Annotated in this window: 20 protein-coding genes and 1 other RNA gene; 3 read left to right on the forward strand and 18 right to left on the reverse strand. The window is 70.0% G+C overall.

Annotated features, from left to right (window positions below; genetic code table 11):
- The 10 genes from eutB to radC form a co-directional block, all read right to left on the reverse strand.
- Nucleotides 1–217 (reverse strand): ethanolamine ammonia-lyase subunit EutB (gene eutB, locus Q0C41_RS06945; protein ID WP_291982209.1); only part of this gene is annotated, 217 nt, incomplete at its 3' end.
- 10 nt (nt 218–227) lie between these two features.
- On the reverse strand, nt 228–1598 hold the full coding sequence (gene eat, locus Q0C41_RS06950) for an ethanolamine permease (RefSeq protein WP_291982211.1): 1371 nt from the start codon (nt 1596–1598) through the stop codon (nt 228–230).
- 12 nt (nt 1599–1610) lie between these two features.
- Nucleotides 1611–2558, reverse strand: coding sequence for an SDR family oxidoreductase (locus tag Q0C41_RS06955; RefSeq protein WP_291982213.1), 948 nt, complete (start codon nt 2556–2558; stop codon nt 1611–1613).
- Nucleotides 2559–2609: 51 nt separating this feature from the next.
- An RNA gene (gene rnpB / locus Q0C41_RS06960) (RNase P RNA component class A) lies at nt 2610–3030 on the reverse strand.
- A 105-nt stretch (nt 3031–3135) separates the two neighbouring features.
- Nucleotides 3136–4638 carry a sigma-54 dependent transcriptional regulator gene (locus Q0C41_RS06965; RefSeq protein ID WP_291982215.1) on the reverse strand — a complete coding sequence of 501 codons (1503 nt, stop codon included), beginning with the start codon at nt 4636–4638 and terminating at the stop codon, nt 3136–3138.
- An 84-nt stretch (nt 4639–4722) separates the two neighbouring features.
- The gene (ligA, locus tag Q0C41_RS06970) at nt 4723–6891 is read right to left on the reverse strand and encodes an NAD-dependent DNA ligase LigA (RefSeq protein WP_291982216.1); all 2169 of its coding nucleotides are present in this window, start codon (nt 6889–6891) and stop codon (nt 4723–4725) included.
- 10 nt (nt 6892–6901) lie between these two features.
- Nucleotides 6902–7903 (reverse strand): polyprenyl synthetase family protein, encoded by a 1002-nt coding sequence (locus Q0C41_RS06975; protein ID WP_291982218.1) that lies wholly within the window; start codon nt 7901–7903, stop codon nt 6902–6904.
- Nucleotides 7904–7955: 52 nt separating this feature from the next.
- Nucleotides 7956–8744, reverse strand: coding sequence for a TatD family hydrolase (locus Q0C41_RS06980; protein WP_291982220.1), 789 nt, complete (start codon nt 8742–8744; stop codon nt 7956–7958).
- A 46-nt stretch (nt 8745–8790) separates the two neighbouring features.
- On the reverse strand, nt 8791–10821 hold the full coding sequence (gene metG / locus Q0C41_RS06985) for a methionine--tRNA ligase (RefSeq protein WP_291982222.1): 2031 nt from the start codon (nt 10819–10821) through the stop codon (nt 8791–8793).
- 9 nt (nt 10822–10830) lie between these two features.
- Nucleotides 10831–11505, reverse strand: coding sequence for a DNA repair protein RadC (gene radC, locus Q0C41_RS06990; protein ID WP_291982224.1), 675 nt, complete (start codon nt 11503–11505; stop codon nt 10831–10833).
- A gap of 81 nt (nt 11506–11586) precedes the next feature.
- Between radC and Q0C41_RS06995 the strand changes: the two genes are divergently transcribed.
- Nucleotides 11587–12225, forward strand: coding sequence for a DUF4398 domain-containing protein (locus Q0C41_RS06995; RefSeq protein ID WP_291982226.1), 639 nt, complete (start codon nt 11587–11589; stop codon nt 12223–12225).
- A gap of 76 nt (nt 12226–12301) precedes the next feature.
- Here the strand turns inward: Q0C41_RS06995 and Q0C41_RS07000 are convergent, their stop codons facing one another.
- The 8 genes from Q0C41_RS07000 to Q0C41_RS07035 form a co-directional block, all read right to left on the reverse strand.
- Nucleotides 12302–13828, reverse strand: coding sequence for a DASS family sodium-coupled anion symporter (locus Q0C41_RS07000; protein WP_291982228.1), 1527 nt, complete (start codon nt 13826–13828; stop codon nt 12302–12304).
- Entirely contained in the window at nt 13825–14616 is a 792-nt protein-coding gene (gene dapF, locus Q0C41_RS07005) for a diaminopimelate epimerase (protein WP_291982230.1), read from the reverse strand. Before dapF ends, Q0C41_RS07000 begins: the two co-directional genes overlap by 4 nt.
- A gap of 133 nt (nt 14617–14749) precedes the next feature.
- Nucleotides 14750–15199: a D-aminoacyl-tRNA deacylase gene (dtd, locus tag Q0C41_RS07010; protein WP_291982232.1), complete on the reverse strand. Its 450-nt coding sequence runs from the start codon at nt 15197–15199 to the stop codon at nt 14750–14752.
- Nucleotides 15196–16056: a tRNA 2-thiocytidine(32) synthetase TtcA gene (gene ttcA / locus Q0C41_RS07015; RefSeq protein WP_291982234.1), complete on the reverse strand. Its 861-nt coding sequence runs from the start codon at nt 16054–16056 to the stop codon at nt 15196–15198. Before ttcA ends, dtd begins: the two co-directional genes overlap by 4 nt.
- An 89-nt stretch (nt 16057–16145) precedes the next feature.
- The gene (locus tag Q0C41_RS07020; RefSeq protein WP_291982235.1) at nt 16146–18125 is read right to left on the reverse strand and encodes a hypothetical protein; all 1980 of its coding nucleotides are present in this window, start codon (nt 18123–18125) and stop codon (nt 16146–16148) included.
- A complete protein-coding gene (locus tag Q0C41_RS07025; protein WP_291982237.1) occupies nt 18122–19321 on the reverse strand; it encodes a glycosyltransferase family 4 protein in 1200 nt (399 codons plus the stop codon). The genes Q0C41_RS07020 and Q0C41_RS07025 overlap by 4 nt, the downstream gene beginning before the upstream one ends.
- Nucleotides 19318–20310, reverse strand: a complete 993-nt coding sequence (locus Q0C41_RS07030; RefSeq protein ID WP_291982239.1) for an NAD(P)-dependent oxidoreductase — start codon at nt 20308–20310, stop codon at nt 19318–19320. Before Q0C41_RS07030 ends, Q0C41_RS07025 begins: the two co-directional genes overlap by 4 nt.
- Nucleotides 20307–21566, reverse strand: a complete 1260-nt coding sequence (locus Q0C41_RS07035) for a glycosyltransferase (protein WP_291982241.1) — start codon at nt 21564–21566, stop codon at nt 20307–20309. The genes Q0C41_RS07030 and Q0C41_RS07035 overlap by 4 nt, the downstream gene beginning before the upstream one ends.
- 205 nt (nt 21567–21771) lie before the next feature.
- Between Q0C41_RS07035 and Q0C41_RS07040 the strand changes: the two genes are divergently transcribed.
- Both Q0C41_RS07040 and Q0C41_RS07045 read left to right on the forward strand, forming a co-directional pair.
- On the forward strand, nt 21772–22770 hold the full coding sequence (locus Q0C41_RS07040; RefSeq protein ID WP_291982243.1) for a lysylphosphatidylglycerol synthase transmembrane domain-containing protein: 999 nt from the start codon (nt 21772–21774) through the stop codon (nt 22768–22770).
- A 47-nt stretch (nt 22771–22817) separates the two neighbouring features.
- Nucleotides 22818–24089 (forward strand): hypothetical protein, encoded by a 1272-nt coding sequence (locus Q0C41_RS07045; RefSeq protein WP_291982245.1) that lies wholly within the window; start codon nt 22818–22820, stop codon nt 24087–24089.
- Nucleotides 24090–24208: the final 119 nt, after the last annotated feature.

A 24208-nucleotide genomic window follows, 5' to 3' on the forward strand; every position in this document is an offset into this window, starting at 1 on the left:
CGTCGTCGCGCTCGTACGGGATCACCGCCTCGTCGAGGAACTGCCGCAGCGGCACGTCGGCGAGGGCCATCTGCGCGGCCGCCCGCTGTTCCGCCGAGGCCGCCGCCACGCCAGCCAGTCGATCGCCGGACCGCTCGGGCGTGGCGCGCGCGAGCAGCGTGCGGAGGTCGTCGAACACGTGGCGCGTGCCGTCGATCGTGTGACTGTAGCTGGCCATGGATGCCGCCTCAGTGGCCGTCCGTCGCGGTCGCGCGCGGGCCGCGCACCAGCAGGAACCAGACGAGTCCCGCCCCCATCCCCCCGAAGAACCACGACGCCACGACCGGGTTGAAGTACACCATCGTGACCAGACACAGCACGGCGGCGGCGAGGGCGAAGGCCGGGAACCAGGGGTAGGCCGGCGCCATGAAGGGACGCACCATCGCGGGCTCGACCTGCCGCAACCGGAACAGGCTGGCCATGCTGAGGATGTACATCACGATGGCCCCGAAGACGGACATCGTGACGATGGTGGCCGTCAGAGTCTGGCCGGCGATCTGGACGAGCCCATCACTGAAGATGGCGGCGAGGCCGACGACGCCGCCGGCCAGGATCGCCACGTGGGGCGTATGGAAGCGGGGATGCACGCGTGCCAGCACGCGCGGCAGGTACCCGGCCCGCGCCAGCGCGAACATCTGTCGTGAGTAGCCGATGATGATGCCGTGGAAGGAGGCGACCAGCCCGAAGAGGCCCAGCCAGAGCAACATGTGCAGCCAGCCGCTGTCCTCCCCCACCACCCGCTTCATCGCCTGCGGCAGCGGGTCGTTGATGTTCGAGAGCGCTCGCCAGTCACCGACGCCACCCGCGGCGATCATCACGCCCACTGCCAGCACGATCAGCGTGACGATGCCGCCGATGTAGGCGCGCGGGATGGATCGCTGTGGATCCCGCACTTCCTCGGCGGCCATGGCCACGCCCTCGATCGCCAGGAAGAACCAGATCGCGAACGGCAGCGCGGCGACGATGCCGCCGAGGCTCGCGAGCGAGAACGTGTCGGCACCGGCCCAGCCGCCGTCGACGAAGTTCGCCAGCGAGAAGCCCGGCGCCACCACCCCCATGAAGACGAGCAGTTCGAAGATGGCGACCAGGGTCACGACCAACTCGACGCTGGCGGCGATGTGCATGCCGACGATGTTCAGCGTCATGAACACCAGGTAGGCGCCCACGGCCACCCAGCGCGGCTCGAGCCAGTCGTACTGCACATGCATGTACGCGCCGATGGCCAGCGCAATCGCCGGCGGCGCGAACAGGAACTCGATCAGGGTGGCCATGCCGGCCAGCACACCGCCCACCGGCCCGAACGCACGGCGGCTGTACTCGAACGGCCCGCCCGCATGCGGGATGGCCGTCGTCAGCTCGGTGAAACTGAAGATGAACGTGCCGTACATCAGCGCCACGAACGCCGACGACACGAGGAAGCCCAGCGTCCCGGCGGACGCCCACCCGTAGCTCCAGCCGAAATACTCGCCAGAGATGACGAGTCCCACGGCGATGCCCCAGAGCTGGAACGTCCCCAGCGTCCTCGAGAGACCCGGCGTCGTCGGCGCGGAGGCGTTCACGCGACGCGCGGCTCAGGCCGTCGGCTGCTGGGTCGAGGCGAACCAGGCCACGGTCTGTCGCAGCCCGTCTTCGAGATGCACCAGCGGCGTGTAGCCGAGGAGATCCTTGGCGCGGCTGATGTCCGCCAGCGAGTCCCGCACGTCGCCGGCGCGAGGCGGACCGTAGGTGGCCTCCACGTTCGCGCCGGTGATGCGCTTGAGGGTGTGGAACAGGTCGTTCAGCGAGATTCGCGACCCGGTGGCGACGTTGATGACCTTGCCGCTCACCGCCGTCTCGGCCTGGCTGGCGCGGAGCGCGCCATCGACGACGTTGGCCACGAAGGTGAAGTCGCGCGTCTGCTCCCCATCGCCGTGCATCGTCGGCGACCGGCCCTCGACGAGATGGCGGATGAAGAGCGAGATCACGCCCGAGTAGGCCGACGACGGATCCTGGCGAGGCCCGAAGACGTTGAAGTAGCGGATGGTCACGGTGGACAGCCCGTAGAGCTCCGTGAACATCTGCATGTACTGCTCGCCCACGAGCTTCTGCAGCGCATAGGGCGAGAGGGGCCCGGTGGGCATGTCCTCCTGCTTGGGCAGGGCGGCGGCATTGCCGTAGGCCGACGAACTGCCGGCGTACACGACGCGCTTCACGCCGGCATCGCGCGCCGCCACGAGCAGGCTCAGCGTCGCGTCGATGTTGGCGCGGTTCGAGGTGAGGGGGTCCTCGACCGAACGCGGCACCGACGGGATGGCCGCCTGATGGAGCACGTACTCGACGCCCTCGACGGCCCGGCGGGCGACCGCCTCGTCGGCGAGATCGCCTTCGAGGAACTCGACCTCGTCGATGTGCGCGAGGTTGCGGCGGTGACCGGTCACGAGGTTGTCCACCACGCGCACCCGATGTCCGCGGCCGCGCAGGGCCTCGACCATGTGCGACCCGATGAAGCCTGCTCCGCCCGTGACAAGGTAGAACGCCATCTCGTGTGGTCTCTCCTCACGCGTCCTCACGCGTGTGTAGGATGCTGGAAGTGCGGCAGCCATCCGGTAAGCCGAATTCTGTCGGTCCGCGCGCCCTTGCGGGCCCACGAACGGGCGATCATTCCTCTGGGACCGGCATTGCTGACGGCCTCGAGCAACCTACCCGGAGGCTTCGGACGGGCCGTCCTCGAGCGCCTCCCTATTTGGTCTTGCTCCGTGCGGGGTTTTGCCTGCCACGCCCGTTGCCGGCCGCGCGGTGCGCTCTTACCGCACCTTTTCACCCTTACCCTTCGACTCGGCGTCGGCGGCGCTTGCGCGCCACCGACGCCTCGCTCAGGGCGGTATATTTTCTGTGCCACTTTCCGTCGGGTTGCCCCGCCCGGGTGTTACCCGGCGCACTGCCCTGCGGAGTTCGGACTTTCCTCCAGCAGCGGACTCACGTCCCTCTGCCAGCGATCGCCTGGACGACTGCCGCAAAGGGATGATACCTGACAGGCCTTTGTCCCTGGGCCTTGGGCCTTCGCCACCGTGCAGCATTCCGGCATCGCGGCATCGCGGCATTGCGAGATTGCCGGCCCTAGCCGTCCTTCTCCTGCGTGATCTCGTACTGTTCGAGCTTCTTGTACAGATTGCTGCGGGGCGTGTCGATGACCTCGGCCGTCCGCGAGATGTTCCAGCCGTGCTCGCGCAGCTTCTCCACCAGGAACTCCCGCTCCACCTGCTCCTTGAACTCCCGCAGTGTCGTCGGCTTCGGAGCAGGGGGTCGCGAGGCCCCGGTCGATGGCAGCAGCTCGGGAACGATGGGCGGCATCTGATACGCCGGAAGACCGGCCGCCCCCTCCGCGACGGTCACCGCGGCCGGCAGCGGGGCCAGGACGGGCGCAGCGGGCGGCGGCGGCGCAGTCGTGGCGCCCGTGCCGTCCACGCGGAGAAACTGGCGCACGTCGGCCACGTCCACCACGTCGCCGCGCGCCATGATCAGCACGCGCTCGATGGTGTTCTTCAACTCGCGGATGTTGCCGCGCCAGCGATGCTGCTGCAGCACGCCGAGGGCGTCCGGGGTGAAGCGCCGCGTCCGCCCCCCATCGGCTGCGAACAGGTCGGCGAAGTGCTTGACCAGCGCCGGGATGTCCTCGGGGCGCTCGCGCAGCGGCGGCACGTGGACCGGAATCACGCTCAGGCGGAAGTAGAGGTCCTCTCGGAAGGTGCCTTCGCCGATGGCCGCCTCGAGGTCCTTGTTGGTGGCCGCAATCACGCGGACGTCCACCTTGAGGGTGCGCTGCGAGCCGATCCGCTCGACCTCGCCCTCCTGCAGCACGCGGAGGACCTTGGCTTGCGTCTTCTGGCTCATGTCGCCGACTTCGTCGAGGAAGATCGTGCCGCGGTCTGCCAGCTCGAACTTGCCGATCTGCTTGTCGGTCGCCCCGGTGAAGCTGCCCTTCTCGTGACCGAACAGCTCGCTCTCGATCAGTTCCTCGGGAATGGCCGCGCAATTGACCTGCACGAACCGTTCGCGGGATCGCAGGCTGTTGCGGTGGATGGCACGAGCCACGAGTTCCTTGCCGACGCCACTCTCCCCCAGCACGAGGACGGTGGCGTTGGTCGGCGCGGCGCGCCCGACCGCATCGAGCACCTGCATCAGCACCGGACTCTGTCCGACGATGTTGTAGCGCGCATCTTCGGCCCCGCGCAGGCGACGATTCTCCTGCTCCAGGCGGCTCGCGTTCAGCGCATTGCGCACGGTGAGCAGCACGCGCTCGGTCGACAGCGGCTTCTCGATGAAGTCCATGGCGCCGAGCTTGGTGGCCTCGACGGCCGTCGCGACGGTGCCGTGCCCGGAAATCATCACGACCGGCAGCGACTCGTCGTGGGCCTTGAGGCGCGTCAGCACCTCCAGCCCGTCGAGTCCCGGCATCTTGATGTCGGAGAAAACCAGGTCGGGGGCCTCGCTCCGCGCCAGGGCCAGCCCTTCCTCGCCGGTGGCCGCGAGCACACAGCGGTACCCCTCGTATTCGAGAATCATCCGCAGGCTTTCGCGGATGCCGGCTTCGTCGTCAATCACCAAAATGCGTCCGCTCATACAGGCTCAGGGCTCACGGTTCAGGGCTCTCAGGTTGGGCTCAGGGCTCAGGGCTCAGGGGCAGGGCCGCCTACAGACTACAGGCTACGGGTTCCCTGACGGCCACTGCGAGGGATCGCCCAACAACCGTTGGAGGGCTGCCTCGTCGGCGACCGTGATCCCCAACTCGCGCGCCTTGATCAGCTTGCTGCCGGCGTCCTCGCCGGCGATGACGAGCGAGGTCTTCTTGCTCACCGACCCGGCCACCCTGGCGCCGAGGGCCGTCAGCCGCTCGGTCGCCTCGTCTCGGCTCATCGTCGACAGCGTCCCCGTCAGGACGATGCTGCGCCCTTCGAGTGGGCGCGGCCCGCGTCCCTCGGCCACCGGCGTCCCCATGTGCACGCCCGCGGCCGCCAGGCGGGCGATGAGCCGCTGGGTCTCGCGCGCGTCGAAGAAGCGACGCACCGACGCGGCGACGACCGGGCCGATGTCGGGCACCGCCTGCAGTTGTTCGACCGTGGCGCCAGCCATGACGTCCATCGTGCCGAAGGCCTCGGCCAGCGCCTGGGCCCCCCGTTCGCCGACGTGCCGGACGCCGAGGCCGAAGATCAGCCGCCACAGCTCGTTGCGACGGCTGTTGTCGATCTGCGCAACGAGCGCCCCGGCCGACTTCTCGCCGAAGCGGCGCGGCGTGAGCACGCGCGCCGGCGCGTCGGCGGCGGCCTTCGGCGTGCGCGGCTGCGCCTCGAACTTGAGGTCGGCCAGCGTCTCGACGGTCAGGTGATACAGGTCGGCAAAATCACGCACCAGTTCGAGCGCGACCAGCTTGTCGACCAGCGCCTCCCCCAGGCCGTCGATGTTCATGGCGCGCCGACCGGCGAAGTGCTCGAGGCTGCGTCGCAGCCGCGCCGGACAACTCGGATTCGGACACCGCCAGACGACCTCGTCCTCTGGCCGCTCGAGGGTGCTCGCGCAGACGGGGCATGCGGCCGGCATGACGAAGGGCGGCAGCCCCTCCGGCCGGTGCGCGAGGATGGGCATGACGATCTTGGGGATGACGTCGCCCCCCTTTTCGAGCAGGACCTCGTCGCCCGGACGGATGTCCTTGCGGCGGATCTCCTCCTCGTTGTGCAAGGTGGCGTACTGGATGGTCGAGCCCGCGAGCAGCACCGGCGCGAGCACGGCGAGCGGCGTCACCGCGCCCGTGCGGCCGACCTGCACGTCGATCCGGATGAGCCGCGTGGTCGCCTGCTGGGCGGGGAACTTGTACGCGGTGGCCCAACGCGGGAACTTCGACGTGAAGCCGAGCCGACGTCGCTCCTCGCGGCGATCCACCTTGATGACGATGCCATCGGTGTCGAAGGGCAGCTGTTGGCGGGTCTGGGCCCAGGAGGCGCAGAACGCCTTGACGGCCTCGATGCCCTCGCAGTGACGCCAGTGCTTCTCGACCGGCAGCCCCCACGCCGCCAGCGCCTCCATCAGCGCGCCCTGTGTCGATGGCAGGCCATCCGTCGGCGCGTCCGGGTCGTCACCCCGACTCCCGACTCCCGACTCCCGACTCCCGACCTGCTCTTCCCGCACGGCGTGGTAGAAGAACGCCCGCAGTCCTCGGCTGGCGACCAGGGACGGGTCGAGGTTGCGCAGGGTGCCGGCGGCGGCGTTGCGGGGATTGGCGAACAGCGGCTCGGCGTCCGCCTCGCGCGACTCGTTGAGGCGCTCGAAGGCGGCACGCGGCAGGTAGATTTCGCCGCGCACTTCGAGACGGCCGTCGGGGGCCGACTTGAGGCGAAGCGGGATCGACTGAATCGTCCGGACGTTGCTCGACACGTCCTCGCCGAACACGCCGTCCCCGCGCGTGACGCCACGGCTGAACACGCCATCCTCGTAGGTGACGGCGATGCTGAGGCCGTCGATCTTGAGTTCGGCGACGTAGTGGACGGGGCCGTCGGTGGGGCCGTCGGTGCCGAGGCCCTTGCGCACGCGCTCGTCGAAGGCGTCGAGTTCCTCGTCCGTGTAGGCGTTGTCGAGGCTGAGCATCGGCCGCAGGTGCTCGGCCGTGGCGAACCCCTCGGCGGGCCGCCCGCTGACGCGTTGAGTCGGCGAATCGGCGGTGACGAGGTCGGGGCGCGCCGACTCGAGGTCGCGCAACTCGCGCACCAGCGCGTCGAACTCCGCGTCGGCGATCTCGGGGGCGTCGTGGACGTAGTAGCGCTCCTCGTGGTGCCTGATGAGGGCGCGCAGGGCGTCGATGCGGTCAGCTGGCGCGGCGGCCATGCGGCTCGGCCTACCGGTCGCGCGCCAGCACGTAGTCCGCGAGGCCGGCCAACGCATCCCGCTCCCGGCTCTCCGGGAAGGACGCGAGCTGACGCCGCGCCTGCTCGACGTACTCGCCGGCGCGTCGCGTCACCTGCGGGATGATGTCGTACTCGCGCAGGAGGCCGAGGAGTTGCCGCCAGGCCTCTTCACTGACGTCGGCATCGCGCACGACCTGCTCGATGATCGGGCGAGCCTGGTCGGGGACCCGATCGCGCAGCAGGATGATCGGGAGCGTCAGCTTGCCTTCACGCAGGTCGCTGCCGATGGGCTTGCCGAGCGCCGCCTGGTCGGCGGTGTAGTCCAGCAGGTCGTCGACCAGCTGGAAGGCCACGCCGAGATTGAAGCCGTAGTCCCAGAGCGCCTGTTCCTGCGCCGGCGTGATCGTGCCGACCATGCCGCCGATACGGGCCGAGCCGGCAAACAGGTAGGCCGTCTTGCGCCGGATGATGTCGAAGTGCTCGTCCTCGGTGATCTCGGTGTCGCCGTTCTTGGTGAGCTGGTAGAGCTCCCCCTCGATCATCTTCAGCGTGATGTCGCAGAGCACGCGGAGGACGTCGATGCGGTCGTACTCGAGCGCCATCCCGAGGGACTTGATGTACAGGTAGTCGCCCAGCAGGACGGTGACGTCGTTGCCCCAGCGCGCGTGGACCGCCAGGCGGCCGCGGCGCAGCTCGGAGTCGTCGATGATGTCGTCGTGGACGAGCGTGGCGGTGTGGATGAACTCGATGACCGAGGCGTAGAGCACGGCCATGTCGCTCTTGTCGTGCCCGCCGGCCAGGCGGCTCGCCATGAGCATCACCGCGGGGCGCACGCGCTTGCCGCCGGTGTTCTGCAGGTACTTGCCGATCTCCGGGATCAACTCGACGCGCGAGTCGATGTGCCTGAGAAACGCCTGGTTGACGCGTTCCAGGTCATCCCTGACGGGCTCGAACAGCTGCGCTAGATCAGAGGGGGACGAGGAAGGCTGCACGTGCGAAACCTCAGGAATCTCAACACATTGGGGTGGCGCTGTCAACGCGCGCCTACCTGTTGGGCCCGCTGATACCGAAGAGGGCCGCCGCATTCGTGTACGCCTGCTCGGCGGCCTCGTCCAGGGACATCCCCCGCACGCGCGCCACGGTGTCCAGCACCCGGCCGACCCGCCCCGGCTCGTTGCGCCCGCCGCGCTGAGGCGCCGGCGACAGGTACGGACTGTCGGTTTCGACCAGCCAGCGATCGGCTGGCACCCAGGCCGCCACCTCGCGGATGCTCTCAGCCCGCGGGAACGTCGCAATGCCGGAGAACGACAGGTGGAAGCCCCGCGCGACCGCCGCCTCGGCCAGCGCCTGGTCGCCCGTGAAGCAGTGAAACACCCCTCGCGCCCGCCCGCCGCCTGCCGTGTCGATCACCTCCAGTGTGTCGGCATCGGCCTCGCGGGTGTGAATCACGACGGGCAGGTCGCGCGCCACGGCCAGCGAGATCTGACGACCGAACACCGCCTGCTGCTGCGCGCGCGGGGAGAAATCGTAGTGGTAGTCGAGGCCGATCTCACCTACGGCCACCGCCCCCGTCTCCTCAAGCGCGGCACCCACGAGTGCCTCGACCTCGTCCACCGACACCTTGCCGGCATGATGCGGGTGCACGCCCACGGCGAAGGCCACGCCGGGCCAGGCCGTGCGCACCCCGGGGACTCTTTCGAGTTCGACGCGAGCGGTCGCATCGAGGATGCAGATGGCCTGCTGCACGCCAGCCTCGCGCGCGCGGGCCACGACGGCCGACAGGTCGTCGACGAACTCGTCGCCCGCGATGTGACAGTGGGTGTCGATCAACATTCAGAGGGCCTTCGTCAATCGGCCTTCGGCCTTCGGGAGTCGGACGTCAACGAATACGCGTACCGGGAGCGGGTGGCGTCTCGAACGCGATGAGTTGCGCCTTGCCGTCGGTGTCGGCGGCGAGCACCATTCCGTGCGACACCAGGCCCATCATCGGCCGCGGCGCGAGATTGGCGACAAAGGCGATCGTGCGGCCCACGATGGCCTCAGGCGTGTAGGACTCGGCGATTCCCGCCAGGATGGTCCGCTCGGACGCCGCGCCATCCTGCACCGTCAGCTTCAGCAGCTTCTTCGACTTCGGCACGGCCTCGGCGGCCAGGACCTTCCCCACCTTCAGCTCCACCTTCATGAAGTCGTCGATGGTGATGACCGCGTCCTCGCTGGCGCCCGGCGCCGGACTCGTCGGCGCCGGTGCGGGGGCGGACGCGGCGGGAGCGGCCGGGGCCGCGACAGGGGACACGGGAGTGGCGGACGACTGGTCTTCGGGCACGGACGAGACTCCAGACAGGGCGCGGACCTGCACGGGCGCAGGCGCGGCGGTGACATCGGGGGTGGTGGGCTCGGCGGTGACCACGCGCGGCCACAGGGCCTCGCCAGCCGCCACCGTGCGCGCGCCAGCGGCACGCCACGCGCCATCGACCGCCAGACGACGGTCGACGAGCGGCGTGTGGTCGCCGAGGCGCGCGAGGATGGCCTGGGTGGACGCGGGCATCACGGGGCCCAGCAGCACGGTGGCCAGCCGCAGGCTCTCGGCGGCCGTGAACAACACCTCATCGAGGGCCGCGGCGTTGGCCGGGTCCTTCGCGAGGGTCCACGGGGCCCGCTCGGCGAGGTACTCGTTGGTGGCGTCGAGCAGGCGGAACACCGACGCCACGCCCTGGTGCAGGGCGTAGGTGTCCATCGCCGCCCCATACTCCCGCACCGTGGTCGCCGCCAGGTCCTGCAGGCGCGAGGGCGAGCCCGTCGGGGTCAGGTGCCCCTGGCGATAGCGGGCGCCCATCGCGGTGACACGATTCACCAGATTGCCGAGATTGTTTGCCAGGTCGGCGTTGTACCGTTCCTCGAACCGCTCGAAGGTGAAGTCGCCATCGGCGCCGTACGGGATCTCCTTGGTGAGGAAGAGACGCAGGGCATCGGCGCCGAAGCGCTGCGCGGCCTCGAGCGGATCGATGGCGGTCCCCAGCGACTTGCTCATCTTCTCGCCCCGCAGGTGGACCCACCCGTGTCCGAACACCTGCCGCGGCACGGGCAGGCCGGCGCTCATGAGCATGGCCGGCCAGATCACCGCATGGAACCGCGTGATGTCCTTGCCGACCACGTGCAGGTCGGCGGGCCACCAGGTGTCGAACAACGCCGGGTCGGTCCCGAGCCCTACGGCGGAGGCGTAGTTGATCAGCGCATCGAACCACACGTACACCACGCTGGACGGGTCGGTCGGCAGCGGAATGCCCCACGACTGCCCGGCGCGGCTGATCGAGATGTCCTCGAGCCCGGCCTCGAGCAACCGCAGGATCTCGTTGCGTCGGACGTCGGGCTGCAGGAACTCGGGATGCTCGGCAAAGTGCGCCAGCAACCGGTCACGGTAGGCCGACAGCTTGAAGAAGTGGTTGCGCTCCTTGATCCAGTCCGGCTTCGTCCGATGAATCGGGCACAGCCCCTCGACCAGGTCCTTCTCCTGCTTGAACGCCTCGCAGCCGACGCAGTACCAGCCCTCGTAGTCGGCCTGATACAGGTCGCCCGCCGCCGCGATCCGGGTGACGATCGTCTCGACGGCGGCCTTGTGGCGCGGCTGGGTCGTCCGGATGAAGTCGTCGAACGACAGGTCGAGGGCCCGCCAGACGTCGCGGAACTCCTGCTCCATGCGGTCACAGTACGCCAGGGGTTCCTGGCCGAGCTCACGCGCGCGGCGGAACACGTTCTGCGAGTGTTCGTCGTTGCCCATGACGAAGTGGGTGTCCACGCCGCCGAGCCGCTTGTAGCGCGCGATGACGTCGGCCGTGATCTTCTCGTAGGCCGTGCCGAGATGCGGACGGCTGTTCACGTAGTCGATGGCGGTCGTGAGATAGAAGCGCGGCATGGTGTGGGGTCAGGGGGTCAGCTTGCCGAGGTCGCGAAGGCTGCAGTAGCTCGTGTCGCCCAGGATGATGTGGTCGACCACAAGGATGCCCATCAGCTCGCCGGCCTTCATCATCCGCTGCGTCAGTTCGAGATCGTCCGGGCTCGGCAGCGGATCGCCGGACGGGTGGTTGTGAAACAGCACGACCGCCGCGGCGCCGGCCAGGGCCGCCTCGCGGAAGACATCGCGTGGGTGCATCGACGTGGCGTCGGCGGTCCCGCGCGTCAGCACCCGGGCCTGCAGCACCCGGTGCCTGGCATCGAGCAGCAACACGCCGCCCTGCTCCACCTCGGCCCCGCCGAACCGCGGCAGCAGATACCGGGCCGCATCCACCGACGCGGCGATCTGGAGTCGCACCGGCCCCGCCCGCACCACGCTGCGACGGCCCAGCTCGACCGCCGCCACGAGACGCCCTGCCGTGGCCGGCCCGACGCCGCGCGTCTTGGCCAGTTCCACGGGCGACACCCGGGCCAGCCCTCGCAGCCCGCCGACGTCGGCCAGCAGGCGATTGGCGAGGTCGAGCGCCGTCGCGCCCCCGGTGCCGTGACCGAGCAGCACCGCGAGCAACTCGTTGTCGCCGAGCGCCCCCTTGCCACGGTCGGCGAGCTTCTCGCGCGGGCGATCCTGCGGCGCCAGGTCCCTCACACCGCACGTCCCCTCGTCGTCGGCCCCGCCGTGTGGGCCAAGCCCCTCATCCTACTACGCTCACTCGGTATACTCCTGCGCATGTCCGATCGTCCCGGCACGGTGCGCGCCGTGCTGCGCGCCGCTTGTGCGGCTCTTGCTCTCGCCTCCCTCACCGCCTGTGCCGCCCCTCCCCAGAAGGAGATGGATCAGGCCGAAGGCGCCATCGCCACGGCCAGGGCCGCGGGCGCGCCCCAGTACGCGCCGGAGGAGTTCACCGCGGCCGAAACCGCCCTGCGCCGCTCGCACGAGGCCGCCGGGCAACGGGACTTCCGCCAGGCCCTCAATCACGCCCTCGATGCGCGGCAGCGCGCCCAGACGGCCGCCCGTGACGCCGGAGACCGCAAGGCCGTCGCCCGGGGCCAGGCCGAGCGTGCCATCACGTCGGCCGAACTGGCGCTCGCCATGGCCCAGCAGCGCCTGGGCGCTGCCGTCGCGGCGGCCCCGACGACCGGCCGGCGCCCGGCGACGGCCGTGGCGGCACAGACGGCCCTCCAGCAGGCCATCGCCACCGCGACCAGCGGCTTGCAAGAAGCGCGCTCACACCTCGACGCGCAGCGGTTCGATCAGGTGTTGACGGTGGTCACGCCCGTGGGCGCGCAGATTCAGGCCGCCACACGCGCGTTCGAGGCGGCCACGATGGCCGCGCCTCCGGCCCGACCGGCCCGACGCGGTCGCTGAGCACGCCGCAGGGTGGCAGGAACTGCCTCGTGGGGCGCCGCGAGCGATCGCAGAGGTCGCACCCTGGCAACGTCGGTCAGAACAGCAGCGGGCCCAGCACGGCCAGCAGGCCGACGATGGTCAGGAAGCCGGCGACGTCGAGCACGATGCCGTAGCGCATCATGGCGCTGATGGGCACGTGCCCGCTGCTGTAGACAATCGCATTCGGGGCCGTGGAAATGGGCATCATGAAGCCCATCGACGCCCCCAGCGTGGCGCCGAGCGCGGGCAGCATCGGGTCGACGCCCGAGGCCGTCGCCACCGCGATGGCGACCGGCACGACCATGTTGGCTGAGGCGGTGTTCGAGGTGGTCTCGGAGAGCAGGATGGCGACGCCCGTGAACACGGTGGTGAGCAGCATCGGCCCGGCGCCGGGCAGGTAGGCCGTCAGCCCTTCCCCCATCGCGGTCGCCAGTCCCGTCGAGAACGCCAGGTCCCCCATCGCCAGCCCACCGCCGTACAGCAGGACGATGCCCCAATCGATGCGGGCGGCCTCCTCCCACGTGATGGTGAAGCGGCGGGCGGCCCAGTGCACCGGCAGCACGAACAGGAGCATGGCGCCGAGCATCGCCGCCACCCCCTCCGGCATCGACGTCATGTAGGCCCGCGCGATGGGCGCCTCGGACAGGCCCGCCACGGCCAGCACTCCAGGAAAGGTCCAGAGCACCACCGTGACGCCGAACGCGAGGCACACGTTGCGCTGCGCCCGCGACATCGGCCCGAGCCGGGCCAGTTCCTCGCGCACGATGCGGGCGCTCGCCTCGCCCACCTGCACGCCACGCGTGCTCGTCCAGGCGAAGAACGCCGCGAGGACCGCGAACAGGATCAGCACCAGCGGCACGCCGATGGCCATCCATCGGAAGAAGCCGATGTGGGTGCCGGTGATGCGCTCGATCAGGCCAATCCCGATCAGGTTCGGAGGCGTCCCGACGGGCGTCGCCATGCCGCCGATCGAGGCCCCGAACGACGTGATCAGCATCATCGCCGTCGCGAACCGCCGCAGCCCCTCGTCCTGCCCCATCGTCCCCCGCCGGAGTTGCGCGACGATGGAAACGCCGATGGGAAACATCATCGCCGTGGTGGCGGTGTTGCTCATCCACATCGAAATCACCGTCCCCACCAGTCCGTAGACGATGAGGATGCGGGTGCCGCTGGTGCCCACCCATCGCGAGGCCAGGGCGGTGAAGGCGATGCGCCGGTCGAGGCCGTGGACGAACATCGCCTCGGCCAGGATGAAGCTGCCGATGAAGAGGAAGATGATCGGGTCGGCAAATGGGGCCAGGGCGGCGCGCGCCGGGGCCACCTGACAGATGACGGCCAGCACCGGCCCGAGCAGCGCGGTGACGGCCATCGGCAGGGCCTCGGTGATCCAGAGGACCACGACCATCGCGAGGATGGCGGCCATGCGGTGTGCCGGCGCCGGCAGGTGCAGAGGCGCGACCCACACGAGCACGAGGACGAGGGGGCCGAGGAACAGCCCCCAGGTTCGGCGCCGGCGGTTGAAGGCCTCCTCCGCCGGGGAGTAGGTCTCGACGGCGCCGATCGCCTCGTGCAGCGTTCTCACGCCAGCCAGGTCCCGTCGCAGATCACCTCGGCCCACCCCGTCAGGTACACGCCGTCGTCGCGCCATTCGACGCGCTGGCGTCCACCGGGAGCAAGCACGTCGAGCCGGCGTTCGGCCCCGCCGAAGGCGGCGGCGGCCACCGCCGCCGCGCAGGAGCCGGTCCCCGACGAACTCGTCGGCCCGACGCCCCGCTCGTAGATGAGGATCTCGACTTCCGTCGGTGACACCACGCGGGCGAGCTCGAGGTTCACCGCGTCGGGGAACGCCGGGTGATGCTGCAGCGCGGCGCCCACCCGCAGCATCTCGCGCGTGTCGAGCGCGTCCACGAGCCAGACGGCCTGCGGATTGCCCATCCACAGCGTGACGAGCGGGAGCGTCTCGTCTCCGAGCGCCACATCCTGACGGGCCACCCGCTCCGGCTGCCCCATCGCTGCCCGAAACACCGGGCGTCCCTTGTCGTCACGCGACACGAGTTCGAGCCGCTTGGCGCCGGCGTCGGTGTCGATGACGAAGGTCGTGCCCGTGGCGGCATTCTGCTCCTGGGCGAGGATGGCCCCGAGGCCCCGGACCCCGTTGCCCGAGACCTCCGCGATCGACCCGTCGGCGTTGTGCAGGCGCATCCGCGCGCCACCGCGCCGGGTCTCGAAGAGGATCAGGCCGTCGGCCCCGACGCCCGTCGTCCGCGCACACATGTGGCGAGCGAGGTCGGCCAGGTCGTTACTGACGACGTCGGCGAACGCGGCGTAGAGGAAGTCGTTGCCGTACGCGTGGGCTTTCCAGAAGTGCATGGGTACCAGGGCCGGTCACCGGGCTGCGCGCCCCGGTCACCGGACAGGATCATCGGACACGCCGATTGAGGAACGCGATCTGCGCGGTGCCCGGTATTCGGTCGACGTGCCCGCGCGCTGCGTGGTCAGGGTGTCAGAACTGCTTGCGGCTGTCGAGCAGCACGGTGACGGGCCCGTCGTTGACAAGTGCCACTTGCATGTCTGCCTGAAAGACGCCGGCTTCGACGGGCACGCCGTGCGCACGCCACGCGTCGAGCGCGCGCTCGTACCACACGCGAGCGTCGTCGGGCCGTGCCGCCCCGTCCCAGGAGGGGCGCCGTCCCTTGCGGCAGTCGCCCGCGATCGTGAACTGGGAGACGACGAGCAGCGCTCCGCCGGTGGCCCGCACGTCGACGTTCATCCGTCCATCGGCATCGGGGAAGACGCGCAGGCCGATGGTCCGCTCCACGATGTACGTGAGGTCGGCCTCGGTGTCACCCACGGTCACGCCGAGCAGCACCAGCAGACCGCGGTCGATGCGTCCCACGGTGGCACCCGCGACGGTCACCGAGGCCGTACGGACCCGCTGGAGGACGGCTCTCATCCCGCGATGGAGGCGTTCGTCGTCGGCCGCCTGACCAGCGGCAGGGGCTGCGCGCCCGTCGCCTCGTCCGCGCCGGGCGCCAGATCACGCGCGAGATCGGACAGGGGCGTCAGGCGCCGGTCGAGCAGGTGCCGCGGATGCACGTTCTGGATGGCCTTCAGCATCGACGACTTGATGCCCGGATGTTCGCGGTCGAGATCGCCGATCAGCCGCTTGAGGCGCTGCCGCTGCAGGCCGAGGTCGCCACACGCCGGGCAGCAGCAGCCGACGATGGGCAGTTCGCAGGCCAGTGCGTAGTCGAGCGCTTCCTGTTCCGACACGTAGACCAGCGGACGGATGACGACGTGCCGTTCGCTGTCGGACACGAGGCGGGCCGGCATCGCCTTCAAGGCTCCGCCGAAGAACAGGTTCAGCAGCAACGTCTCGATGAAGTCGTCGAGGTGGTGGCCGAGCGCGATCTTCGTCGCGCCCTCTTCGTCCGCGATCCGGTAGAGCACGCCGCGACGCAGCCGTGCGCACAGCGAACAGGGCGTGGCGTTGGCCTCGAGCAGATCGTCCATCACCTCGCCGATCTCGGTGTGCTCGATGCGGATCTCCCAGCCGCGGTCCTCGCAGGCCTTCCGGATGACGTCGTGCTTGAAGTCCTTGTAGCCGGAGTCGACGTTGACGGCGATGAACGAGAAGGGAAACGGCGCCCGCTGCCGGATGACGTCGAGGATCTGCAGCAGGGCCCAGCTGTCCTTGCCGCCGGACAAGCCGACCATGATCCGATCGCCGGCCTCGATCAGCCGATGGTCGATCGAGGCCTTCGCGACTTTCCTGGCGATGCGGGCTTCGAGGGGGGTGGCGTAGGACATGACGTGCCTGACGATGGTAATGCCGCGATGCCGAATGCCGTGAATGCCGTTCCGCATCCGGCATTCCGCATGCCAGCATCGCGGCATTCCTACTTCGGAGGCGGCTGGTAGCGGTCGTCGCGGTAGCGCGGCGAGATCCGGATCCGGGCTCCAAGGAATCGGGTGTCGCGCCCGCCCTCCTCGAACAGCGGGACGAACCCCTCGCTGGCGGCGATCGAGATCGTGTAGACACGGTTGAGCGGCTGCCCCGGGATCGCCTTGTAGGGGAACCCCTCGGGCATCGCCACCCGGACGGTCTCGCCGCTGTTGGCGCCGGGGGCCACCCGCACGCGCTCGGCCCCCGTGTCGATGCTCACGACCGACGCCGCGGCGCCGGTGGCCACCTCGATGTCCAGGGCCGTGAGCGCCAGCGACGTGAAGGCGCCGTCGGCATGGGGCCGGGCCGGCGCCCGCAGGATGATGTCAGCGCGTGACTCGCCGCGCACCCAGAACCACTCGCCCTCGCGGGCATAGGCGTTGTCGTCGAGGAAGTACGCCAGCACTGGCGGGTCGCCGGCCAGCGGCTGCTTGGCCCGATGCGGTGTGACGTTCACCGGCATGTCGTTGACGAGCGAGAGCTCGATGGGCAGCCAGCGGAAGAGGCCGTACTTGGGGTGGACGTGCGGCAGGAACGACGAATAGAACGGGTTGGCGATCAGCTGCGCGGTGAACAGGCCGCCGATCGCCGCAGCGGCGACCGCGGTGCGGATTGTGATGGCCGTCGGCACCAGGAAGAGGAAGAGAGCGTAGTAGCCGAGGAAATAGCGGTTGCCGACCGGTCCCCCACCGCCCGAATACGTGAACGGCATGTAGATGAGGATGGCCACCGATGCGACCAGCAGGGTGAGCACCACCAGCCACTGGAAGGGCTCGCGCCGCTGTCGTCCCGCGAAGAGGAAGATGAGCAGCGTCAGCACGCCCGGGAAGAAGTACGGGACCAGGCCCGTGTGCCGCCCCAGCAGGAAGTAGCCGACGTTGTGCGCGAGCACGGTGGTCAGGGCGTCCCGATTGAAGATGACCTCGGTCAGCAGCCCATCGGTCGCGCGCACCATCCCGGTGGTCTCGAACGTCGCCTCGGGCGACTGGAACGGAAAGCGCCCATAGAACGTCGACCGATCGGGGCCACCGCCCTGATAGTTCATGTCGCCGCTGCTGAGGCCATTGGCGAGGAACAGTCCGCCGGTGGCGGCGACGAACACCGCGCTCACCACCACGACTCGCCCCCACTGCCGGCGCAGCAGCGCCAGCCACAGCACCGGCGCAGCCGCGAAGACATTGAGCGGCTTGGAGAAGGTGGCAATCCCCAGCAGTGTGCAGGCGATCACGTCCGACCACGGTCCACGCAGCAGCCGCGCCCAGCGATCCAGCCAGGTGCCGGTCGGCACGGCCGCCGGTGCCACTTCCTTGTACGCCCAGAAGAAGAGCCCCAGCAACACGAGCGACAGATTGAACAGCTCGGGCGTCAGCCAGACGAAGTAGACCGGGGCCGCCGAGGCGAAGAGAAACACCACGGCATAGCCCAGCGCGGCCGGGGCGCCCGACCGCGCGCGCACGAAGGCGTAGGCGGCGCCGAAGCAGGCCGTCAGCAACAGGGCATGGAGCACGAGGAAGCCGTTGGTGCCCAACAGCATGATGAACGGCGCGGCCGCGAGCGGGTAGACGAACGACTTGCCGTAGTACAGGCGATCGCTGCGCGTGTCAGGCCCCTTGACCCAGCGCACGAACGGCGGACGGCCCTGCGGCTCGAGACGGACGCTGCGCCCGCGCTTGAGGAAAATCCCCTCCGGACCGGTCGGGAACTCCTTCCAGACCCGCACGAGATCGCGGCGCTGGAACTGCATGTCCCAGTCCTGCGCGAGGCTGTGGCCGAGGCTGTAGTAGGTGGCCTCGTCGCTCTGGAAACCGAGGGCCACCACGGGGAACTTCACCGAGACCGCGAACCCGAGCAGCAACAGGCCCAGGATCAGCGTCGCGACGGCGCCGGGATCGCTCCACAGGCGCCCGAGCCGGGCTGCCCGAGGGATGTTCACGGCTGCACGTCTCCATCGAGGAACGACAAGTCCTCCCGCAGGAGGCCCTGTCGCTTCGTGGGGCGGGAGACACGCGCCATGAGTTCGTAGAGACGCTCCATCTTGCGCACCCACGTGGCGATGTCGTACCGGCGACTCGTCCGCTGCGCCTCGGCCCCGAGCGAGGCCCGACGCGCCGGATCGGCCTCGAGCGCCACCACCGCGTCGGCGATGGCCCGCCCGCTCTCCTTCGGCACGATGACCGCGTCCACGCCGTCGCGCAAAATCTCGCACAGGCCGTCGGCGTCGGTGGAGACGATGGGCTTGCCCATCGCCAGCGCCTCGAACGACGTCAGGGGCGTGCCCTCCCAGAGCGACGGGAACACCACGAGGTCGTACGCCGACAGGACACTGGCCACGTCACGCTGGAAGCCGAGGAAGTGCACCCGGTCGGCCACCCCGAGCGCCTGCGCCTGCGCTTCGAGCTCGGCCTGCAGTTCCCCCTCACCCGCGATGTAGACGTGCGCCTCGGGGATGTGCTCGACGATGGGCCTGACGGCGTCGATGAGGTACCGGTTGCCCTTGGCGGGCATGAGACGGGTCACGGTGCCCACGGCGAACGTCCCGGGGGCGATGCCGAGCGCGGCGCGAGCCGCGGCGATCTCCTGCGCACTGCGCGGGCGCCCGAACTCGTCGAGCGGCGCGCCAAGGTAGACCACCTTCGTCCGGTCGGCCGGCACCTTCCGGGCCCGCGTCGTGAACTCGGCCGTGGATTGCGAGACGGCGATCGCCAGGTCCGTCCACGGCGCCAGCACCGTATCGGCCACCTGCTGGAACCACGGTGTCGTGGTGTGGTTGGCGTGCTCGTGCAGCAACACCGCCGTGCCCCGCATGGCCGCAGCGAGACGCCCGAAGGTCGTGGCGCCATAGCCATGCAGGTGGAGCACCTGGGTGCCCTTGCGGTCCATGATCTTGAGCAGGGCGGTCAGCGTCGCCGGATCGAACTTGCCCTTGTGCAGGTACGTGACGTCGATACCGAACTGCTCCAGCGTGTCCTCGGACGTGTCCTTCTTCCGGAGACTCACGAGCGAGACGTCGAAGCGAGTCGGGTCGAAGCGCGGCAGGGTCCAGGCGAACAGCCGCTTGACGCCGTGCATGCGCGAGCCCGTCCAGCCGAGGTGATCGCAGACGTGCAGGACCGAGATGCGGTCGCTCACAGCAACCCCTGAGCGCGATACCACGCGATGGTGCGCCGGATGCCTTCCGGCAGGTCCACGGCAGGGGCGTAGCCGAGTTCGGTGCGCGCCCGCGACGTGTCGAAGGCGCGGCTCTTCGTGTAGAAGTCCACCCGGCGACGATACAGCGGTGGCTGCACACGGAGGGGCACGCAGACCGCTTCACAGGCCGCGCCGGCCAGCCAGAAGGGCCACACCGGCAGGTGGATCGGCAGCGGACGCACCTTCAGTTCGGTCGCGATCATCTCCACCAGCGCGTTGAGCGTCGTGTAGCGCGGGCCGGCCAGGATGTAGGTCCGTCCCGCGGCCCCGGGCACCTCGCCGCACAGGCGGAAGCCCTCGCACAGATCGTCGATGTAGGTGAGGTGATAAAAGACCTCGCCCGACCCGAGCACCGGAAACCGTCGGCGCGAGATGCCCCGAAACATCTTCAGGAAGCGGAGGTCGCCAGGCCCATAGATACCGATGGGCCGCGCAATCACCACCTCCACGCCGCCCGCCAGCCCCTCGGCGCGCGCGAGGCGTTCGCCTTCGAGCTTCGTGTCCTGATAGACGTCGCCGGGGTTGAACGGGGCGTCCTCGTTGGCGGGAGGCGCCGCGACGTGGCCGTGGACCCCGCCCGTGCTGCAGTGCACGACGCGTCGCGCGCCGGCCGCGCGCGCCCCGTCGATCACATGCTGCACGCCCAGCACGTTGATGGCCCGATAGGCGCTGTCGGGCTGCCCCGCCTCTCGATACGTCGCCGCGATGTGGTAGACGACATCGGTGCCCCGGCAGGCGGCGGCGACGGCGGCCGCGTCGGTGAGGTCACCCGACACGATCTCGACGCCGGCCTCGCGCAGCGAGGCGACTTCGGGCCGATCGAGGCTGCGCGGCCGCACCAGCCCGCGCACGGAGACGCCGCGGAGCCGCAGGTGCCGCGCCAGGTGGCCGCCGGTGAACCCGGTCACCCCCGTAACCAGTGCGGTCACCGGGGCTCCTGGCCGCTGGACGCCGCCGTGCCCGTCAGCGGCACCGGGGGCGGCGGCACCTGCCGCGAGGCGAGGAGCATCGCGTAGGCCCGGCGGGTGCGCTGCAGGTACGACTGCCGGCTGTAGCGCGCATCGGCCAGGCCACGCGCGGCGTCGGCGATGCGCGTGGCGGCCGCGCGATCCTGGAGGACGTGGGCCAGGCCCGCGGCCAGCGCCTCGGGCGTCGGCTCGACCAGCACCGAGGCGTCCGGCGTCAGCACCTGGGTGTGCGTGCGCAGGTTGGTCGCGACGATCGGCCGCCCCGACCGCAGATACGAATAGATCTTGAGGGGGGTGTTGGTGCCCGAGATGCGTGGCGAGACCAGCACGTCACAGGCGTCGACGAAGTGCGGCACGTCGGTGGGCGGCCGCTGTCCCGTCAGCACCAGTGGCGCTCCGGCGGCCTGGGCGCGGGCGGCCAGGGCCGCCACCTGCTCGGGCGCGCCGCCGACGACCAGCACCGCGACGTCCGGCACCGCGGCCTTGAGGCGCACGCTGGCCTCGAGCAGGAGATCCAGCCCCTGATACTGCTCGAAGGTGCCGGTGTAGAGCACCACCGGCTGGGTGGCCGTCAGTCCCCACGCCGCCCGCAGCGCCTCTCGGCCGGGCCCCGGCGTCGGGTCCACGTCGCCCCCCATCACGTTCTCGATGAGCACGGCGCGATCGCCCACGCCCATCTCGTGCACCGTGTCCTGCAGGTCCTGGCAGATGGTGATGACGACCTGCGAGCCGCCGACCATGTAGTGCTCGGCCCGCTCGAAGACCCAGCGCAGCAGGCTCGACCGCGAGTACTTGAAGTTGCCGAGCTGCTGGGGCAGGCTCGAGTGCATGTCGTAGAGGTGGGGAATGCCGAGCCGTCTCGCCAGCCAGACCCCGATCACGCCCATCTCCTCGTGCGAGTGGATGGCGTCGTAGCGGGTCCGCGCGAACAGGGCGACGCGCAGGATGGTCAGCGTCAGCAGGGCGTCCAGCACCAGCTTGATGACCGAGGGGCCGATCGGCACCGCGCGGACGAACGGCGGGCGCCACGTCCGGATGATCCGCAACCGGGGCAGATCGACGTCACGACCGACCGGATAGGTCACCAGATCGACGTGATGGCCGTCCTCGACCAGGGCCTTGATGCGGTGGAACTCGCTGAACGGCGTGCCGCGCGGCTCGAAGAACGGCTCCGGCGCGAGCATCAGAATCCTGAGCGACGTGGCTGGGGGTGTCACGATGGCTGGGCGGCACACGACGAGCATCCCACCCGATGGCGGGTCACGGCGGCCGCGAAGCCTTGAAGTATAAACCAGCCGCGGCCGGGTTCGGCGGCGCGTCGGCGGCGGCCGGGCGCGTCCCGCGCGGTTGCCCGCCGCAAGGGTGCATGGTACCGTCACACACCTTCCGACCGCCCGGCTGGCGCGGCCGGTGTCACCCACCATGTCACCCGTGCCCGGCCGCGCGAGACGCGTCGCCTCTTTCGCCCTCAAGCTCAGCATCAGCGTTGGCCTGCTGGCGGTGCTCTTCCGCCAGACGGACGTCAGCGCCGTCGCGGCACGGCTGCGCCAGGTCGAACCCGGGTGGATCGCCCTCGCCCTGCTCGTCCAGGCCGTCCTGCTGCTCGTGAGCGGCTGGCGCTGGCGCCGCCTGCTGGTCACCCAGGACGTCCATGCCTCGACGTGGCAGCTGACCCTGTCGTGCCTGGTGGCCAACTTCTTCAACAATTTCCTGCCGAGCAACATCGGCGGCGACGTCGTCCGGATCGCGGACACGGCGGGCCTGACGGGCTCCCGCACGGTGGCGACGGCGGTGGTCCTGCTGGACCGGGTCCTGGGGCTGATCGCCCTGTTCGCCGTGGCGGCGTGCGGGTCGTTGATGTTGCGGCACGCGCTGCCGGGGACCGGCTACCTCTGGGTGCTGCTGGTCGTCGGCGCCGTGGCGGCGGCAGTGGTCGTGTCGCGGCCCGCGCTGGTGCCGCGCCTGCTGCAGCCGCTGGCCCGCGTGCGCAAGGACTGGGTGACCGAGCGACTCGGGCGGCTCGAGGACATGCTGGCGCGCGTTGGCGGCGACCGCGGGCGCCTGGTGCAGGCCTTCCTCGGCGCCCTGGTGGTGCAACTGCTGGTCGTGCTGTTCTATCTCTGCGTGGCGTGGGGACTCCATATCGATCTCCCCCTGCGCGATGCGATGGTGATCGTCCCCGTGAGCCTGGTCATCCAGTTGGCGCCGGTCTCCATCAACGGCTTCGGGGTGCGGGAAGCCGTGTTCTCCTACCTCTTTCGCCGCCTCGGTCACCCCGTCGAGGCAGGCCTGGCCCTGTCGATCGCCGGGGCAGCCCTGCTGATCGTCGCGTCCCTGCCTGGCGGCCTCCTGTTTCTTTTGCGCAAGGAGGGGCTGATGGTCGCGCCCGCTCCGTCCGATATGCCCAAAGAGGAGGTGTAGTCCGCGCCCACGATGGTCGCGGTCCTCCTGCACTGTGCGAGGACTTCATGAACAGCTTCCGCCCCCAGACGCTCGCGACCCTGGCCTGCTGCGCCCTGCTGGTCGCTGGCTGTGAATCGAACAAGAGCCGCAACCCGCTCAGCCCCACGGTGGCGGGGCCCATCGCCGGGGTCACGATTACGGCGCCCCGGCCGCTCGAACCGGCCAACAACTCCACGCTCACGGCGGGTGGCGCCGTGACGCTGCTCATCGAGAACGCCGCGACGACCGGCGAACGCCCGATCTGGCTGCAGATCGAGGTGGCCACGGACGCCGGGTTCGGCAACAAGGTCCACTCGGCCGACAAGGTGTCCCCTGGCAGTGGCGGCCGCACGCAGTACCAGGTCCCGGTAACGCTGCCAGCCGCCGGCGCCCGCTACTTCTGGCGGTCGCGCGCCCTCGACGGCGCCAACACCGGCGAATGGTCCGCAGCCTCGGCGTTCGTCCTGCAGGATCCGGTGGTCGTGGGCGTGCCGACGCCCGCCGCGCCGTCGGGCAACATCGTCGCCACCTCCATCACGCCGGATCTCACGGTGGCCAATGGCGTGGCGACCGGGCCGCTGGCGGGTCCCGTGTCGTACCGGTTCGAGATCGCGACCGACAGCAACTTCGCCAATCTCGTGGCCGTGCTCACCGTGGCTCGGAGCGGCGGCGCCACCACGACGGCGCGTCCGACGCCGCTTGCCTACAACACCACATATTTCTGGCGGGTCAGCGCCTCGGACGGTGCCAAGACCAGCGGCTATTCTCCGGTCGCGAGCTTCCGCACGCCCGCCGCCCCTGTGGCTCCGACGCCGACCCCGGCCCCGTCACCATCGCCCGCGCCGTCCCCGTCGCCCAGCCCGTCGCCGGCCCCGAGCCCGGCCCCGGCCCCGACAGGCGCTCGGGCGCCGAATCCGGCCCCCGGGCAACGCCTGCCGCTGCCCAACATGGCCTGGGTGGTCGAAGAAGTCGCGCGCCAGTATCCGAGTGCCCTGCGCAACTCCTGCCAGGACCGCGGCGGCTCCTGGGAGTTCATGGACCGCGTCGTGGATCGGCTGCGCCAGTTCGACACGCGCTGGGGCTACAACGGCAAGCGCGGCAACAGCAGCGATCCCTCGCACGACGTGGTCGATTACAACTGGGGCTCCGACCGCGACGAGGGGACGACCAACGTCTACATCATCGACATCATCGTCGGGCACTGCGGCACCAATCCGGGCCCGGCGTTCATCGATCAGACCGGCGTGACGGCCAGCCAGGGCACCATCGGTCGCTGGACCGGCCGCGGCCGCTTCTAACCCCGTCCGTCCCCCGGACGCGCCCTTCGTCGCTCGACCGGCGGCCCCCGTGGCCGCCGGTTGACTTCCGGCCCTCCCTATCGTTCAATCGGATGTCCGACTCCCGGCGGACATTTGCG

Source organism: Luteitalea sp., from assembly GCF_022842525.1.
Lineage (GTDB): Bacteria > Acidobacteriota > Vicinamibacteria > Vicinamibacterales > Vicinamibacteraceae > Luteitalea.

What these genes read in the sequence shown, in the direction of transcription:
- Q0C41_RS06980 (WP_291982220.1), bottom strand. Translation starts at nt 8,744, where the DNA reads ATGTTGATCGACACCCACTGTCACATCGCGGGCGACGAGTTCGTCGAC.
- Q0C41_RS06965 (WP_291982215.1), bottom strand. Translation starts at nt 4,638, where the DNA reads ATGAGCGGACGCATTTTGGTGATTGACGACGAAGCCGGCATCCGCGAA.
- ttcA (WP_291982234.1), bottom strand. Translation starts at nt 16,056, where the DNA reads ATGTCCTACGCCACCCCCCTCGAAGCCCGCATCGCCAGGAAAGTCGCG.
- dtd (WP_291982232.1), bottom strand. Translation starts at nt 15,199, where the DNA reads ATGAGAGCCGTCCTCCAGCGGGTCCGTACGGCCTCGGTGACCGTCGCG.
- Q0C41_RS06955 (WP_291982213.1), bottom strand. Translation starts at nt 2,558, where the DNA reads ATGGCGTTCTACCTTGTCACGGGCGGAGCAGGCTTCATCGGGTCGCAC.
- ligA (WP_291982216.1), bottom strand. Translation starts at nt 6,891, where the DNA reads ATGGCCGCCGCGCCAGCTGACCGCATCGACGCCCTGCGCGCCCTCATC.
- Q0C41_RS06995 (WP_291982226.1), top strand. Translation starts at nt 11,587, where the DNA reads ATGTCCGATCGTCCCGGCACGGTGCGCGCCGTGCTGCGCGCCGCTTGT.
- Q0C41_RS07045 (WP_291982245.1), top strand. Translation starts at nt 22,818, where the DNA reads ATGAACAGCTTCCGCCCCCAGACGCTCGCGACCCTGGCCTGCTGCGCC.
- metG (WP_291982222.1), bottom strand. Translation starts at nt 10,821, where the DNA reads ATGCCGCGCTTCTATCTCACGACCGCCATCGACTACGTGAACAGCCGT.
- dapF (WP_291982230.1), bottom strand. Translation starts at nt 14,616, where the DNA reads ATGCACTTCTGGAAAGCCCACGCGTACGGCAACGACTTCCTCTACGCC.
- Q0C41_RS07040 (WP_291982243.1), top strand. Translation starts at nt 21,772, where the DNA reads ATGTCACCCGTGCCCGGCCGCGCGAGACGCGTCGCCTCTTTCGCCCTC.